At 38.6% G+C, this 14988-nt stretch carries 13 protein-coding genes and 4 pseudogenes; 13 read left to right on the forward strand and 4 right to left on the reverse strand.

Annotated features, from left to right (window positions below; genetic code table 11):
- The first annotated feature begins 30 nt into the window (after nucleotides 1–30).
- From WG932_RS26170 to WG932_RS26190, 5 genes and pseudogenes are all read left to right on the forward strand, one after another.
- Complete coding sequence (locus tag WG932_RS26170) at nucleotides 31–1260, forward strand: 3-phosphoshikimate 1-carboxyvinyltransferase (RefSeq protein WP_483085896.1); 1230 nt, start codon at nucleotides 31–33, stop codon at nucleotides 1258–1260.
- Between the two features lie 112 nt (nucleotides 1261–1372).
- Nucleotides 1373–2188: a prephenate dehydratase gene (locus WG932_RS26175; protein WP_014020668.1), complete on the forward strand. Its 816-nt coding sequence runs from the start codon at nucleotides 1373–1375 to the stop codon at nucleotides 2186–2188.
- A 143-nt stretch (nucleotides 2189–2331) separates the two neighbouring features.
- Nucleotides 2332–3336: a pyridoxal phosphate-dependent aminotransferase gene (locus WG932_RS26180; RefSeq protein ID WP_483088723.1), complete on the forward strand. Its 1005-nt coding sequence runs from the start codon at nucleotides 2332–2334 to the stop codon at nucleotides 3334–3336.
- A gap of 5 nt (nucleotides 3337–3341) precedes the next feature.
- Nucleotides 3342–4189, forward strand: a pseudogene (locus WG932_RS26185) (prephenate dehydrogenase).
- 192 nt (nucleotides 4190–4381) lie between these two features.
- A pseudogene (locus WG932_RS26190) lies at nucleotides 4382–5459 on the forward strand (arginine deiminase).
- Nucleotides 5460–5484: 25 nt separating this feature from the next.
- On the opposite strand, the pseudogene WG932_RS26195 reads toward WG932_RS26190, so the two are convergent.
- Nucleotides 5485–8216: pseudogene (locus tag WG932_RS26195) on the reverse strand (putative LPS assembly protein LptD).
- Nucleotides 8217–8315: 99 nt separating this feature from the next.
- Between WG932_RS26195 and WG932_RS26200 the strand changes: the two are divergent.
- Both WG932_RS26200 and WG932_RS26205 read left to right on the forward strand, forming a co-directional pair.
- Nucleotides 8316–9116, forward strand: coding sequence for an N-acetylmuramoyl-L-alanine amidase family protein (locus WG932_RS26200; protein ID WP_014020673.1), 801 nt, complete (start codon nucleotides 8316–8318; stop codon nucleotides 9114–9116).
- Between the two features lie 125 nt (nucleotides 9117–9241).
- Nucleotides 9242–10078: a transglutaminase-like domain-containing protein gene (locus WG932_RS26205; protein ID WP_149393426.1), complete on the forward strand. Its 837-nt coding sequence runs from the start codon at nucleotides 9242–9244 to the stop codon at nucleotides 10076–10078.
- Here the strand turns inward: WG932_RS26205 and WG932_RS26210 are convergent.
- Together WG932_RS26210 and WG932_RS26215 are read right to left on the reverse strand one after the other, a co-directional pair.
- The gene (locus WG932_RS26210) at nucleotides 10075–10629 is read right to left on the reverse strand and encodes a redoxin family protein (protein ID WP_483085897.1); all 555 of its coding nucleotides are present in this window, start codon (nucleotides 10627–10629) and stop codon (nucleotides 10075–10077) included. The genes WG932_RS26205 and WG932_RS26210 overlap by 4 nt on opposite strands.
- Before the next feature lie 58 nt (nucleotides 10630–10687).
- On the reverse strand, nucleotides 10688–11317 hold the full coding sequence (locus WG932_RS26215; RefSeq protein ID WP_014020677.1) for a 4'-phosphopantetheinyl transferase family protein: 630 nt from the start codon (nucleotides 11315–11317) through the stop codon (nucleotides 10688–10690).
- Between the two features lie 43 nt (nucleotides 11318–11360).
- Here WG932_RS26215 and WG932_RS26220 point away from each other — a divergent pair, with 43 nt between their 5' ends.
- From WG932_RS26220 to WG932_RS26240, 5 genes and pseudogenes are all read left to right on the forward strand, one after another.
- Complete coding sequence (locus WG932_RS26220; protein WP_483085898.1) at nucleotides 11361–11648, forward strand: hypothetical protein; 288 nt, start codon at nucleotides 11361–11363, stop codon at nucleotides 11646–11648.
- 32 nt (nucleotides 11649–11680) lie between these two features.
- Nucleotides 11681–12274, forward strand: a complete 594-nt coding sequence (locus WG932_RS26225) for a WD40 repeat domain-containing protein (protein WP_483085899.1) — start codon at nucleotides 11681–11683, stop codon at nucleotides 12272–12274.
- A 33-nt stretch (nucleotides 12275–12307) separates the two neighbouring features.
- Nucleotides 12308–12970: a DivIVA domain-containing protein gene (locus WG932_RS26230; RefSeq protein WP_483085900.1), complete on the forward strand. Its 663-nt coding sequence runs from the start codon at nucleotides 12308–12310 to the stop codon at nucleotides 12968–12970.
- Nucleotides 12971–13148: 178 nt separating this feature from the next.
- Nucleotides 13149–13514 carry a dihydroneopterin aldolase gene (gene folB, locus WG932_RS26235; protein ID WP_014020680.1) on the forward strand — a complete coding sequence of 122 codons (366 nt, stop codon included), beginning with the start codon at nucleotides 13149–13151 and terminating at the stop codon, nucleotides 13512–13514.
- A gap of 76 nt (nucleotides 13515–13590) precedes the next feature.
- Nucleotides 13591–13988: pseudogene (locus WG932_RS26240) on the forward strand (DUF4268 domain-containing protein).
- 38 nt (nucleotides 13989–14026) lie between these two features.
- On the opposite strand, the gene WG932_RS26245 reads toward WG932_RS26240, so the two are convergent.
- The gene (locus tag WG932_RS26245; RefSeq protein WP_014020682.1) at nucleotides 14027–14344 is read right to left on the reverse strand and encodes a HesB/IscA family protein; all 318 of its coding nucleotides are present in this window, start codon (nucleotides 14342–14344) and stop codon (nucleotides 14027–14029) included.
- A gap of 112 nt (nucleotides 14345–14456) precedes the next feature.
- Between WG932_RS26245 and WG932_RS26250 the strand changes: the two genes are divergently transcribed.
- Nucleotides 14457–14978 (forward strand): DUF7935 family protein, encoded by a 522-nt coding sequence (locus WG932_RS26250; protein WP_483085901.1) that lies wholly within the window; start codon nucleotides 14457–14459, stop codon nucleotides 14976–14978.
- Nucleotides 14979–14988 lie beyond the last annotated feature (10 nt).

A 14988-nucleotide genomic window follows, 5' to 3' on the forward strand; every position in this document is an offset into this window, starting at 1 on the left:
AACCTTTAAATTTCAAGCTTTATAAAGTTCATGAATACTATTGTACTGCCTAAAAAAGAATCATTTGGTCAAATCCAAATACCATTGCCCTCCTCAAAAAGTGAAAGCAACAGGGTTTTAATCATTGATGCCCTTACCAAAGGAGAAAATAAACTGTCTAACCTTGCTGAAGCAAGGGATACCCAAACAATGATCCGGCTCCTAAGAGATGACCCGGAAACATTAGATGTGTTGGACGCCGGAACGACGATGCGGTTTTTGACAGCTTATGCAGCCTTAAATAACAAGCAAAAGATTATGACAGGTACTCCACGAATGTGTGAGCGACCCATTGGGATTTTGGTAGATGCCTTGAGAGATCTCGGTGCTAATATCAATTACCTCAAAAAGGATGGCTATCCTCCATTATCCATAGAAGGTTTTTCAGGTCAAAAAACAAGTGAGATAGAAATTAGAGGAGATGTAAGTAGTCAGTATATTTCTGCGTTGCTAATGAACGCCCCTTTATTACCGCAAGGATTGGTATTAAACCTTACCGGTAAAATTGGTTCGAGGACCTATATCACCATGACCTTGGAATTAATGAAGGAATTCGGTGTGGATTATATTTTTGAAGGAAGCAGAATTGAAATAAAGCCCGGTGCGTATGTTCCAACCACCTTTGCTGTAGAAAGCGATTGGTCGGGGGCAAGCTACTGGTTTAGCTTATTGGCCTGTGCAGATGAAGGTGAGCTTTTCCTTAAAGGACTTAAGGCAGATAGCTTACAGGGAGATGCTATGATTGTAGGGATAATGGACCAATTAGGCGTTCAAAGTGAATTTCAGGAGACTGGCATATCCCTTAAGAAAAAAGAAGTTCGTGGTTTGCCAAGCTTCGATTTTACACATTGCCCGGACTTGGCGCAGACAGTAGCTGTCACTTGTGCCTTAATAGGACAAACATCAGAGTTTTCAGGCTTGGAAAGTTTGAGGATTAAAGAAACGGACCGTATTGATGCCTTGCAAAAAGAATTGGCAAAAATTGGGGCTTTGTTAGAAGAACGAAAAGAGGGTGTTTTCACACTAGTACCCGCCACAAAAATACCTGCAAAGGTAAAGGTGGCTACATATGATGACCATAGGATGGCCATGGCATTTATGCCATTAATTACCAAAACTGCCTTGGAAATTGAAGAACCAGATGTGGTCAATAAATCCTATCCAAGTTTCTGGAAACATTGTGCTTTACTGGGTATTCAGCCAAAGCACAGTAATGACTAACACAGGATAGGTGTTGTGTTATAAAGCAAACATACTGTGGTTATGTTGGATGGTTTCTACCATGCCTTGACTTTTGATCCTACCTTTTTAAATCTAAATTTTGAAAACAAAAATGAAAATAGCAATACAGGGCGTTTTGGGCTCCTTTCACCATCAGGTTGCCCAGCAATATTTTGGAGAAGATATCGAGGTTTTTGGTTTCAATACTTTTGAAGAAGTAGCCAAAAGTGTTGCATCCGGAGCTGTGGATGTGGCTGTAATGGCCATAGAGAATTCAATTGCTGGTGCCATATTGCCCAATTATGACATCATCGATCGCCATGAACTTTACGTTGCTGATGAATATTATTTACCCATCTCTCATAATTTAATGGCGCTTCCTGGACAGCAACTTGCTGACATTAAAGAGGCCAGGTCACATCCAATGGCCTTGTTGCAATGCAAGAATTTCTTCGCAAAGCATCCGGGGATTCAACCTATCGATGATGTGGACACGGCCTATATCGCAAAGATCATTTCCGAACAAAAAATAAAAGGTTTGGCTGCAGTGGCAAGCGTGAAAGCTGCAGAATTTTATGGTTTGGAAATGTTGGCTGAAGACATTCAGACCATAAAAAATAATTTTACAAGGTTTATCATCCTGCAAAAGGACAAGCCCCAACATGAAACAACTCCTACTAAAGCAAGCCTAAAAATCACCATAAAAAATCAAAAAGGTGGTCTTGCAAAACTGCTCACTGTATTGAGTGACAATGACCTTGATTTAACAAAAATACAATCCATACCGGTGATGAGTAAGCCGTGGGAATATTCATTTTTTATCGATACACTTATTGCTGATGAGGCTAAGTTTAATAAGGCCATGGAGTTAATTGCCACTAATTATGGGGCTGTGAAAATTTTCGGTACTTATCAAAGTAGAAAATAATGAAAGGATTTTCGGACAGACTCGGAGAGGTTCAGGAATACTATTTCTCCAAAAAGCTCAAAGAAGTTCAAAAACTCAGGGAAAGTGGGAAGCCCATTATTAATATGGTATAGGGAGTCCTGATCTCCCCGGATAAAAGCGTTATTGAGGCGTTGAAGCAGACGGCTGATTCTTCATCCGGACATGGATATCAATCTTACCAAGGAACTCCTGAGTTAAGAAATGCGATTTCAGCCTTTTATGATAGAAATTATCAGGTGTCGCTAGATCCTGGTTCTGAAGTTTTGCCTTTAATGGGGTCGAAAGAAGGGATCATGCATGTTTCAATGGCTTTCCTAAATGAAGGGGATGAGGTTCTCGTTCCCAATCCGGGATATCCTACTTATACTTCTGTGACCAAATTACTTAATGCCATTCCTGTTTATTATTCGCTGAACGAAGGGGATAATTGGGCGCCTGATTGGGAGGAATTGGAGGCAATGAATCTTTCTAAAGTGAAGTTGATGTGGGTAAATTACCCTCATATGCCTACAGGAGCCAATGGGAATGATGCTTTATTTAATAAGTTGATTGAATTTGCTAAAAAACACAATATTCTTTTGGTACATGACAATCCCTATAGCTTTATTTTAAATGATACCCCAAAAAGTATATTGGCAATTCCGGAGGCAAAGGACCATGCTTTAGAGTTAAACTCCTTAAGCAAAACCTTTAATATCCCGGGATGGAGAGTTGGAATGCTTGCCGGTCGAAAAGATTATTTGGAGGCGGTTTTAAGAGTGAAAAGCAATATGGATTCAGGAATGTTTTTGGGATTACAGGCCGGAGCTGTTGCTGCCCTTAATCTAAATCAGTCTTGGATCAAGAACATGAATGCCCTATACGCCCGAAGAAAAGCTTTGGTTTTGGAAATGGCAACATTATTGCGTCTGGAAGTAAACGAAGATGCTGTAGGCATGTTTGTTTGGGGGAAAGTGCCTGAAGGTAAAAAAGCTACAGAAATTGTGGATCAATTGCTTTATGATTATGATATTTTCATTACCCCAGGTTTAATATTTGGAAGCAATGGGGCTTCATATGTTCGGTTTTCTTTGTGCATAGATGAAAGTAAAATTAAAGAAGCCATTGCAAGGTTAAAAAAACACTAAACGCTATGAAAAAGATACATATCATAGGATTGGGATTGTTGGGAGGTTCTTTTGCCCTGGCAACAAAAAAGCAAAACCTGAAATGGAGATCACAGGTTTTGATAGCGACGAGCAAAATATAGCAATTGCTTTGGAAATGGGACTTATTGCTAAATCTCTTTCCGTTCCGGATAAGGATACGGATTTGGTGATTTTAGCAACACCAGTTGATACTTTATTTGATCTTTTGGTTAAAACCTTGGATCAAATTGGTGAGCATACCCTTGTAATGGATTTTGGGTCTACCAAAGACCAGCTTTGCCGTCAAATCACTGAGCACCCTAAAAGAGCTCAATACTTGGCAGTGCATCCAATTGCGGGTACTGAAAATTCAGGTCCCAAGGCAGCAAAGGAAGACCTTTTTGATGGGAATGTGATGATCATTTGCGAAATGGAAAAAACAGATGTACACCTTAAGGGGATGGCCTATGATATTTTTGATGCGCTCAACCTCAGGTTGCGCTTTATGGACCCAAAAGATCATGACCTTCATCTTGCTTTTGTTTCACACCTTTCTCACGCAACCTCCTTCGTCTTGGGGAAAACGGTTATTGATAAAACCGCTGATGAAAGAAATATTCTGGACATGGCAGGAAGTGGCTTTGCTTCCACAGTTAGGCTGGCCAAAAGCTCTCCCGAAATGTGGGGCCCTATTTTTATTGAAAATAAAACCAATGTGCTTGAAGCCCTGAATAGCTATATTGACCATCTTGCAGCCTTCAGAGATAAAATAGAAGCAGGTGATATTCAGGGTTTGAAGGATGAAATGTTAGAGGCCAATAAAATTAGAAATATTCTGAATTTCACAGAATAAGCCGAAAGAATTGGATTAATTGTTTATTAATTGTGGTTTTGTTGTAAATTGGTGCATATGCATTTGACCATAAATTCTGAATTCGCGACATTAAAGGAGGTAATTGTCCATAGACCCGGGCGAGAAATTGATCGTTTGACACCCTATAACAAACACTTGCTTTTGTTTGAGGACGTTCCCTATCTGGAAGAAATGCAAAGGGAGCATGATGTTTTTACCAAGCTGATCCGTGAAAAGTGTGGGGCGGAGGTTTACTATTTCGATAAATTATTGGGAGATATCCTTTCCGATAACAAATTAAGATATGAGTTAATAAGGGAGGCTTTGGCTGTTTCCAGACTGGATCACCTTACCGATGAATTATTGGGTGTACTCACCCAAGAACAATGCGTACAAGCCTTGATTGCCGGAATTAAAGTTCATGAGGTCAGGGGCAGTGTAAGTTCGAATGCTTTGGCAGACTTATTGGATCTGGCTTTTTTAATTCCGCCATGCCCCAATTTGTATTTCCAACGGGATACCGCAGCCATTTTACCCGGTGGAATTGTTTTTCAAGCATGCGTTTGGCGGAGCGTCAAAGAGAGGCCAATATGGTCCGTAAGATTTTTGAGAATCATTCCTTATTCAAAAACAAAATTCATCAAATTTATCCGGGGACATCAAACAATCATAACCATTCCATAGAGGGTGGTGATGTTATCATTCTTTCAGACAAGGCAGCAGCCATAGGCTGTTCAGAGAGAACGGATGAAAAGGCGGTTTACCATGTGGCCAAAAGCTTAATTGCCGATGGCCCCATCGAAAGGGTGTATGAAGTTCACCTTCCTAAAAGAGAAATTTCATGCATTTGGATACGGTTTTCACCATTTTAGATAAAAATAGGGTCCTAACCTACCCTGATGCACTTCAGGCAGTTCAGCACATCTCTGTTTATACCAGAAAAGAGGATAAAAGTGAGGTTGTAAATATTAAACGGACGGTTTTAAAAAGCACCTTACGGGAAGTGCTCAAAAAGGAAATTGACAATTTGGAAATAATAGGTACTGACAAGGTAAATCAAGAATATGCCTTAAGAGAACAATGGTTTGATGGGGCTAATGTATTTACAATTGGTCCCGGACGGGTCATTTCTTACAACCGAAACAAGCACACCAACCAGGCTTTGAGAGATTATGGAATAGAAGTGTTTGAAATGCCTTCATCAGAACTTTCCAGAGGTCTTGGAGGACCTAGGTGTATGAGTTTACCTATTGCCAGGTCTGAGGGTTAAAGATGATTTTAAAGCCTTTAGTTTATTAGAAGCTATCGAAGAATGACCGTCTTCGTGAAACCTTTAAGTCTCGCAAGATGTTGGATTTCACTCGAATGTCTATGTTATAGGATGTAAACCTTCCAAAGGGAACCCAATTGACATTCATTTGCCAGCAGTGTAAATCTCTGGCCATACCTATCATGGTTTGGGTGATTTCGGCAGTTGAAAGATCATACCCACTGCTGAAATTTATCTTCCATTTATCCGACAGGCTGATATCTCCGGATATATTAATGGCTTGGGTAACATTTTTAGTTCCTGTGGCTGCTTTACTATAACTTAAATTATAACTATAAGTCATGTTCCAAGGAATGGACCAATCAATATACTGGCTTGGGTCATTCGCAATTCGATTGATTTCATTTTCTACAAAATCATTCATCTGGCCACCTTGGTTTAAGAAGTCATTGGTAAGCTCATCCCTAACTTCCCCGGGGGATTTTTCTGTCTTACTTGGATTAAAACTTCCATTGATATTAAGAGATGCCCTTCTTATTGTACCAAGTCCTTGTCCATTTTTCCAAGCAAAATTATTTACCCTAGCCGTGGTGACTTCTTCTCCATTGGTATAGGTTCCTGTGGCATAGGGGTCCAGTGTTGTGCTTAAGTTTACAGATAGTTTTTTGTCAAAAAGTGAAGTTCTGGTGCTGAAACTAATAGGTGCCAGATTAAAAGAGTCCGCAGCAAAGTTGTAATTGGTTGAGATATTAAGAGATTGAAGTATCGGGACTTTTTTCGTTGTAGCTTCTGCTGTGTCACTTTCAGTTTTCACCTTTGCCTCTAAAACATTTCTAATACTTATGTTTAAAGATTTTGATTCTCCCAGAGGAGCACCTCCATAGATAAAGCCTGAATACCTAGAGAGGCGTCGTAAGGTGCCACTGGCATCTGTTTGAACTTCTTGGTAATACCCGTATTTGGGGTCAGAAAAGTCCGGTGTACTAGAGAATCCGAATGAAGGTTGCATATGATGTCTAATGGCTTCAATTTTTGATCCTTTTTTAAAGGTATAGAAGCCATAGATATTTGTAGAAAGGTTAAAAGAGCTGTTGTAATAATTTACTCTATTAAATCCACTTTCTAGAATTTGATCCAGCCTTTCTTCTTGAGGGTTGTAGTAGTAATTTATTCTCTCTAAGTACCAAAGTTCAGTAAAGTTCATCGAGGCGGTTCCTGTAAAGAACCGAAAAAGACTAAAGTTGGAAGAAATAGGTACCGTATTTCTGAAGCCATTGTCGGCGTTTCTTAACAGTTCAGGTAAATTGGCAAATGAAAAAGGTATTACATCCGGAGTGGAGGTTTCTCCTAGTTCTTCGAGCTCCTGTTGGAGGCCGGGGTCTACTCCCAATTCCGTAGTAATTTCATTATTGATAGAGTTTTGGGCATTGAAATTCCACGATACATTTAAGGTTTTAAGTGGTTCAAATTTGACGTTCTTAAAAGGGTTTTGCCGATTCATGTTTACAGCTATGTCAGGAAGGAGAAGATTTACTTCGTCAGTTACCTGATTTTGAGAATGCCTTAAGTTTGCGGACATACTAAACGGTGTACCCGTAAAGGTCTTACTGTAAGAGATATTTGAAGAAAAATCAGACTGTTGGTTTTGTATAAAATTACCCTGATTTAGGATATTGTCATTATAAGATTTGGTACCGAAGTTAGCAGATGCAGAAAATCTGGAATTGCCTCTGGTTTCAGGCGTGTGGTTCCACCTAAACCAAAAAGCATTGTACTCTAGGGGTACTTCTGCAGTTTCCGGGCTTTTAAATTTTTGATAATCAATATTTAATCCACCTTTATATCGGTATCTTTTGTTGTAGACTGAGGCTGTTTTTAATCCATATCCTCCTTTGGAATAGACCTCACCGGTAACCCTTGTATGGACATAGTCATTGAAAGCAAAGTAATACCCAAAATCCCTTAAAAAGAAACCTCTCAACTGTTCTTCACCATAGGAAGGAAAGATTATGCCGGATGCTTTTTCTTCAGGAGTATCAGGAATCACTCCAAACGGAAGCCCTAGGGGGTCGGGATATTGTTAAAATACAAGTTAAAAGGGCCGGATATTATGTGTTTGCCACGTACTGATTTTATTTTGGAGGAGGAGATGTGCCAATGAGGTTCCACCAAGTCACAAGTAGTATAGAAACCCTTACTTAGGTAAACGGAACCTTCATTGTCTTTTTTTACAACAGCTCCTCTTAGAAGTCCTTCATCTTGTTGCGTTACCACATCTGTAATAATGGCTTTCTGACTTTTGAAGTTATAGCGCATCTCTTTGCGGATTTCATACACACTATTGCCTTCTTTAAACATGGGTGTACCCTGAAAAACGCCAAGACTATCTTTAAGCCCAGAAGCGTAGAGTTCATTCTTTTTCCAATCTATGGCGATATAATCTGCATCTAAACGAATATTTCCATACTCAAACCATGCACCTTTGTACAGAAACACTTTATTTTGCGCAAAGTCTGAAACGATACTGTCTTCGGCGTAATAATTGATTGTGGTTTGGATGTCACCTTTTGGTTTATTTAGCGTAGTATCTAAATCAGATGGGCGGATGTTTAGAATGCTATCTGGAAGAACAGGTAAAAGGGTGTCAAGCCTGGCTTCAGGGGTCCCCAAAGTGTCAGGAGATGAGAGTTCTAGTTCAGAAGTTCTTTCATTGCCGGATTCTTGGGCCCACACAATATGCCCAAAGAAGGAGAGCATACAGAGGGAAAGAAAAACGTTCTTAATTATCTGCACCAATAATTTCTGTTTGCTATAAAAATCATTAAATTTTCGGTAAAGTTAAGGTTATTAACGTTTATGAAACGAACCAAAGTGAAAAATATTCTTTTAATTTCATCGCTCTTAGTAGCAATTGTTTTAGTTGGGTTTATTCCTTCCGAGGAAAAGAAAACAGAGTTTAAGTTAAGGAGGATCGTAATTGATGCCGGGCATGGAGGTAAGGATCCGGGAACACTTGGCAGAATGTCCAAAGAAAAAGACGTAGCACTTGCGATTGCATTAAAGGTTGGAGGCTATATAAATGAGTTGCTTCCGGACGTAGAAGTAATCTATACCCGAAAAACGGATGTTTTTATTGAGCTTAAAGAACGAGCAAATATTGCCAATAGAAACAGGGCGGATCTCTTTGTATCCATCCATTGTAATGCCATCAATTCGACCAAAGCCTTTGGTACGGAAACCTATGTGATGGGGAATAAAAATTTCAATGCTAATTTTGAAATTGTTAAAAGAGAAAATGCCGTAATTTTACTTGAGGACGACTACCAAGAGAATTATGAAGGTTTTGACCCTAAATCTCCTGAATCCTATATTATGTTTAATTTGATGCAGAAAGCCTATTTTGCAAATAGCCTTTCATTGGCAGGGAAAATTGAAAAAGATTTTTCTACACGGGTAAACAGGCATTCGCGGGGAGTAAAACAAGCTCCATTCTATGTGTTATGGACCACCAGTATGCCAAGTGTTTTGATTGAAACAGGATTTTTGTCTAATCCATCAGAGGAAAAATACCTTAATAGTAAGAGTGGGCAGACCTATGTTGCCTCGGGTATTTTTAGGGCGATTAAGGCATATAAGGAGGAATTGGAGGCTATTTGATTGGAATTTTATGGCAAAATTTATTGAATATACTGCCATAATTGAAGGTCACATGTATTTTATTGCCGAAAATTGGTAAATTTGGTTAGTAGAAATTGTGAGTGAAAGTTGAGATGAATATTCAAATGACAGATAAAGAATTAAACGCTCTTGTATCTTTATTGGATGATGGTGATCAGGAAATAAAGGAACATGTTAGGGATAAAATACTCTCTCTGGGTAATCAGATCATACCTTTTCTTGAAAATAAATGGGAAGGCTCCTTCAATCCTGAACTGCAAAAAGAGATAGAGGAAATTGTCCATGACATGCAATTGAACTTGCTGAAAGAAAGGTTGAGCAATTGGAAAAATTCTCAAGAAAGAGAATTGTTGGAAGGTTTATGGATTGTCAATACTTACTTATATCCGGATTTAGAGTTTGATCAATTGAATGCTTTGATGCAGCAAATTTATTTTGACGTTTGGACAAATTTCAAGAATGAATTGTCCGTTTACGATAAAATTAAATTGATCAACAATGTGCTGTTTAATGACTTGAAATTTTCAGCCAATACTAAAAATTTTCATAGCCCGGCCAATAGCATGCTTAAAACAGTGTTGGAGACCAAGAAAGGCAACCCCATAAGCCTTTGCTCAGTTTACCTGTTGGTGGCGAAAAAACTAGGGCTCCCTGTTTATGGGGTTAACTTACCTAATCTTTTTGTGTTGACTTACCAGTCAGGAAAGTTTAATTTTTATATCAATGCCTTCAACAAGGGGCTTATTTTTACCAAACAGGATATCAACAATTATCTTGATCACCTAAAGTTGGATCCCAAACCTGAATATTATGAGCCGTGTGAAAACATTGAAATTATCAGGAGAGTAATCCGTAACCTTATATTCTCTTTTGAGAAAATAGGAGATTTAGATAAATCTAAAGAGGTCAATCAGCTACTGAAAATTGTGAATCAGGCCTAAGGTTTAAGTTTTATATTGCAGCCAACAGCCCGGGTTACCATAGGGCTGGGGCGGTCCCTATTAATGATGTCATCCAATGCAGCTGAAAGATGATGCACGGTAGCGCTTTCCATTGCTTGTGCATTGTTGTCAATAGCCCCTCTATATGCGATACTATATCCGGTAGGCCCTGAAGTGATAATCACTACTTCAGGTATTTTTGATACCTTGGTCATTTTAGTAAATACTTGTTGAGTATCCATTAAAAAGGGAATATTATTGTTCTTGGCAAAGGGAAGAGTGCTAAGTTTTTCAGGGATTTCATTGTCTTCTCCGGCATTTGGATTTACCAAGGCAAAGGAAATATTTGAAGCAGTATATTTTTCTTTTAAAGCTTTTATCCGGGAATTATAAAGTTTGGAATAAGGGCATTTCAGGGTATAAAAAATAAAAACTTGAGCTGTAGCTGATTTATTATTATCAAGGGAATATTCCTGATTGGTGATCGCGTCTACCATCTTAACATTGGAAACCTTTTGGCCAAAAATGGCCGTGGTCCAAAATATACTCATTACAAAACACCCCAAAAAATCTTCATCTCTAGTTGTTTTATAACAAATATAGAAAAAATCACCATACGGTATAAGTAAGAATCATGTCGTTTTCAGAATAAGACATAACCTGATAATGATGATCTGAAAAATCTGAGCCATAAATTTTGCCTTTTATGATTTTATCATGGGCTGTAAAAGGCTCCAAAATTATATTTTGACGAAGGCTAATGCCTTTTTTTCCTTGACATTTATAGATACTTTCCTTAACAGACCAAGCCAAAGTGTATAAGAAAGGGTCTGATCCCAAAAACTCCATTTCGGAAGGATCCAAGTATTTTGGGCCTAATGGAACTGTTTTGTCTCTAACTCGTTCTAAATCTATGCCTACAGACATCTCTCTATGAAATATCGCGGCAGCATAGTCTCCATGGTGCGTGAGAGATACATGGCCTGAGTCATCCATGGCGTGGGACTTTCCATGATTGTCTTTATAAAATCCGGGATAGGGTAGGGATAGACTATCTAATGTATTCTTGATGGCCAGTCTTGCAGCTTTCCATTCTTTTCTTTTTTGAGGATGCCCTATATTTGCAAGTGAGAGCTTTTCCCTAAAACTCAAAAAGTCCATGGACGTGTTTTCGGAGGATTTAATATTGTTGATGGCAAAAGCAGATAAAGGACTAATTTTTTCTATTTTTGTTAACATAGTAACTTTAAGGCAACTGTATAGTAATTAGGTTCTGCAATATATGTCAAATATTCAAGTAAGTAAACTTAACACATTACGAGGGCACAATCATTCTGTTTTTGCCCTTGCCAATGGTTGCCAAACAAACCTTATTTACACCGGATCAGGAGATGGGATGGTTGTTGAATGGAACCTTTCAGAATTGGGAGATGGCCTTTTACTGGCCAAGCTGCCAAGCTCTGTATATGCCTTGGAAGTAGACAAACAGAGAAATGTCTTATTTATTGGCCAAAATAATGAGGGGATTCATGCCATTGATTTAAAAAGCAAAAAGAAATTTGGTCGCTAAAAATCACCTCCCATCCGATTTTTGATATCAAAGTGCTTGACAACCTACTTTTGGTGGCAACAGGAGATGGGGTGTTGGTAGTAATAGATATTGAAGAACGTTCTCCCGTGAGGCACATTAAGATAAGCGATCAATCTTTGCGCGTTTTGGCAGTTGCGCCGAACCAAAAGCAAATAGCCGTAGGTGCCAGTGATCACTTGATTAAGGTTTTTGATACCCAAGATTGGTCACCATTAGCAAGAATGCAAGGGCATTTAAACTCCGTCTTTGCTTTGGCCTTTAGTCCGGATGGGAAAACCATTGTAAGTGGTGGAAGGGATGCCTCACTTAAATTTTGGGATACTGAAAAATTTGAAATACAACAAAATATAGCTGCACATATGTATGCAATCAATTATCTTTCGTTCCGGGAAGATGGCAAGTATTTTGTGACTTGCAGCATGGACAAGTCCATTAAGGTATGGGATATGGAAGCGTTTAAGCTATTGAAAGTAATAGATAAAGCGAGGTATGTGGGGCATGGAACTTCAATTAATAAAGTTTTGTGGACCAAGAATAAGGATCAAGTAGTGGCGATCAGTGATGATCATACCGTTTCTGTTTGGGAAATAAATATTGGTCAATAACTTCCGGTCATAGATCGGCTAAATGACGAAAAAATGAAAATTACACCATTGGATATCCGTCAGAAGACCTTCGAAAAAAATTTCAGGGGCTATGATAAAGATGAAGTTTCAACCTTTTTGAGTTATTTGTCTCAAGAATGGGAAAAGCTTGTAGAAGAGAAAAATGCTCTTGAGATTAAATATGAGCATGCAGAAAAAGAAGCGTCAAAGCTTAGAGAGGTGGAGCAGTCACTTTTTAAAACATTGAAAACAGCAGAAGATACCGGTGCAAGTATTATCGAGCAAGCTAACAAAACAGCAGAATTAATTCTCAAAGAGGCGCAAATGAATGCGGATGCCTTACATGCTGAATCAAGAGGCAAGGCGCGCAATATGATTGATCAGGCAGAGTCACAATCTAAAAACATCATCGAAGACCTTAAAGAAGATGTCAATGTTTTGGTTGAAAATTATGAAAAGCTACTGGACCAGAGAGACTATTTACTTAAAAACTTGAAACGCACGGCTTCAGAAACCTTGGAAAATGTAAAAACGGCCCAAGATGGATTTACAGAAATAGATACCGGAATTCATACCCGCTTGGTCAAAGAGCTTCAAAGAAAAGAAAAAGCTACGAAGTACCCGAACAAGAAGAATCTAAGCCTAGTCTGTCAGCGAACACCTATACTTGGGAACAACCGAAAAATCAAGATCTAGCAGAACAAAATAAGATAAATGAAGCCAAGGAGGAAAAGGAGGAAGGAGCCTTAGAAATCGATACCATTTCTGAGCAGGAGAAGGCAGAAGGAGATGAGAAAGCTGACAAAATAAATTCTCCCACTGACAAAGGGGGAAAAAAAGACCAGAATGGTTCGTTTTTTGACCAATTTGAATAATGGGAAAAGTATCACTTGAAGGGATTGAATTTCATGCTTTCCATGGCGTTTTTTCAGAAGAGAAGAAATTAGGTAATCGATTTACAGTTGACTTGCATGTTCATACTGATTTTCAACAAGCCATGTATTCTGACGACCTTAATTATACTGTCGATTATTTTAAGCTTTATCAAATTGCTAAAGCACACATGCAGGTGCCGGTGAAATTGCTCGAACACTTAGGTCATTTAATGATTGAAGATATTTTGAAAGCTTATCCTGACAGTAAGGAAGTTCAAGTAATCATCAAGAAGCACAATCCGGCCCTTGGAGGCGTTGTTAATTTTTCCGTGGTAGAAGTGGCTTACCCGAGAGATTACAAGTAAATGATCGAAACCGATGTATACCAAGCAAGAATTAAGTGCAACAAGACAAAAGTTTTGGACAACATTTGGACACTATATGAAGCCTGTTCCAAATGCTGAAGGGAGAAGAATAAATTGGAAAAATTACAAAACAGGGGTGAAACACATGTATTTCAGGATGAAAGCAGAGCGGGATTTTGCTTCTATATCTATAGAAGTACAGCATCCAGACAGTGAGATACGAAGTTTATTGTATGATCAATTGCTGACCTTTAAAGGTGTTTTTCAGCAAGAAGTAAATGAAGAATGGGAATGGAAAGCTGATCTCCCCAACGATTGGGGTGAAAATTTAAGTAAAGTAGAAAAAAACTTGAGGGAGTAAATGTGATGGATCAGGATGATTGGCCAAAAATTATTTCTTTCCTAAAACCAAGGATAATTGCCATTGATTCTTTTTGGGCCAATATGAAGTACGGCTTTGAGGGTTTGACCTAGGCAAAAATCAGTCAAGTCTACTAGCTTAAAGCTGCGCATTACTCAACATCGTGCCTTTTGGGCAGTTCAGGGTTGGTGAATACAAACCCTCTGGCTTCATTACTTTCATGGAAATCAACCTGCATTCCCATCAAAAACATAACATGTTTTTTCTCTATCAAGACTGTCAAACCTTCTATGTCAAAGCTTTGGTCTTCATCTTTTTTTAAGTCAAAACCTAAAGCGTAAGATACTCCACCACAACCACCACCTTTAACGCCTACTCTTAAAGCATATTCCAAGGGGATGTTCTTTGTGGATATTATGGTTTTAATCTCTTCAAGAGCCTTTGGTGTAATATTTATCGGTGTTAACATGTGAACTTAAGGGCGGTGAATGATAAATGGTTCCAAAATTAAAACAGAAAAACATTTGGTGCATAGTAAAACAGGACATTATTTTAGATATTGCTAATTAAAAACCTTGACAATGGATTACCTCTTTGATTTATTAAAAATAATTGTTCCTGCCGGCCTGGCAATATATGGCATGTTTATTATTACGGTATCATTTTTGAAGAAGGAAAGGGAGATAAAGTGGTTGGATATTAAATCGAAAAACGCTGAACAAATAATCCCTTTGCGTATTCAAGCTGCTGAACGTCTCTGTCTATTAATGGAGCGGATTTCTCCCAATAACTTGGTGAGGCGAGTTAATGGACCGGAGATGCTTGCAGGCGAATTGCATGGCCTTTTAATTCAGGAAATCAGGAACGAATTCAATCATAATTTATCCCAACAAGTGTATTTCACTGATGATACTTGGGAAATCATTAGGTCTGCAGTGGAACAAACCATTTCTTTAATAAACAATGCCTACCAACAAATAGGTGGGGAAGCGAGAAGTATTGAATTGTCAAAAAGAATATTTCAACTCGCAATGGAAGTGGAACAGGATACTCTGGGAATTGCTCTAAGGAAAATCAAGGATGAAATACGCATATACTATTGATTCAAAATTT

This window comes from Cyclobacterium sp. SOCE241, assembly GCF_056867545.1.

Excerpts from the sequence above, each read along its gene's own strand:
- WG932_RS26170 (WP_483085896.1), top strand. The coding sequence starts at position 31 with ATGAATACTATTGTACTGCCTAAAAAAGAATCATTTGGTCAAATCCAA.
- WG932_RS26175 (WP_014020668.1), top strand. The coding sequence starts at position 1,373 with ATGAAAATAGCAATACAGGGCGTTTTGGGCTCCTTTCACCATCAGGTT.
- WG932_RS26200 (WP_014020673.1), top strand. The coding sequence starts at position 8,316 with ATGAAACGAACCAAAGTGAAAAATATTCTTTTAATTTCATCGCTCTTA.
- WG932_RS26205 (WP_149393426.1), top strand. The coding sequence starts at position 9,242 with ATGACAGATAAAGAATTAAACGCTCTTGTATCTTTATTGGATGATGGT.
- WG932_RS26210 (WP_483085897.1), bottom strand. The coding sequence starts at position 10,629 with ATGAGTATATTTTGGACCACGGCCATTTTTGGCCAAAAGGTTTCCAAT.
- WG932_RS26215 (WP_014020677.1), bottom strand. The coding sequence starts at position 11,317 with ATGTTAACAAAAATAGAAAAAATTAGTCCTTTATCTGCTTTTGCCATC.
- WG932_RS26220 (WP_483085898.1), top strand. The coding sequence starts at position 11,361 with ATGTCAAATATTCAAGTAAGTAAACTTAACACATTACGAGGGCACAAT.
- WG932_RS26230 (WP_483085900.1), top strand. The coding sequence starts at position 12,308 with ATGAAAATTACACCATTGGATATCCGTCAGAAGACCTTCGAAAAAAAT.
- folB (WP_014020680.1), top strand. The coding sequence starts at position 13,149 with ATGGGAAAAGTATCACTTGAAGGGATTGAATTTCATGCTTTCCATGGC.
- WG932_RS26245 (WP_014020682.1), bottom strand. The coding sequence starts at position 14,344 with ATGTTAACACCGATAAATATTACACCAAAGGCTCTTGAAGAGATTAAA.
- WG932_RS26250 (WP_483085901.1), top strand. The coding sequence starts at position 14,457 with ATGGATTACCTCTTTGATTTATTAAAAATAATTGTTCCTGCCGGCCTG.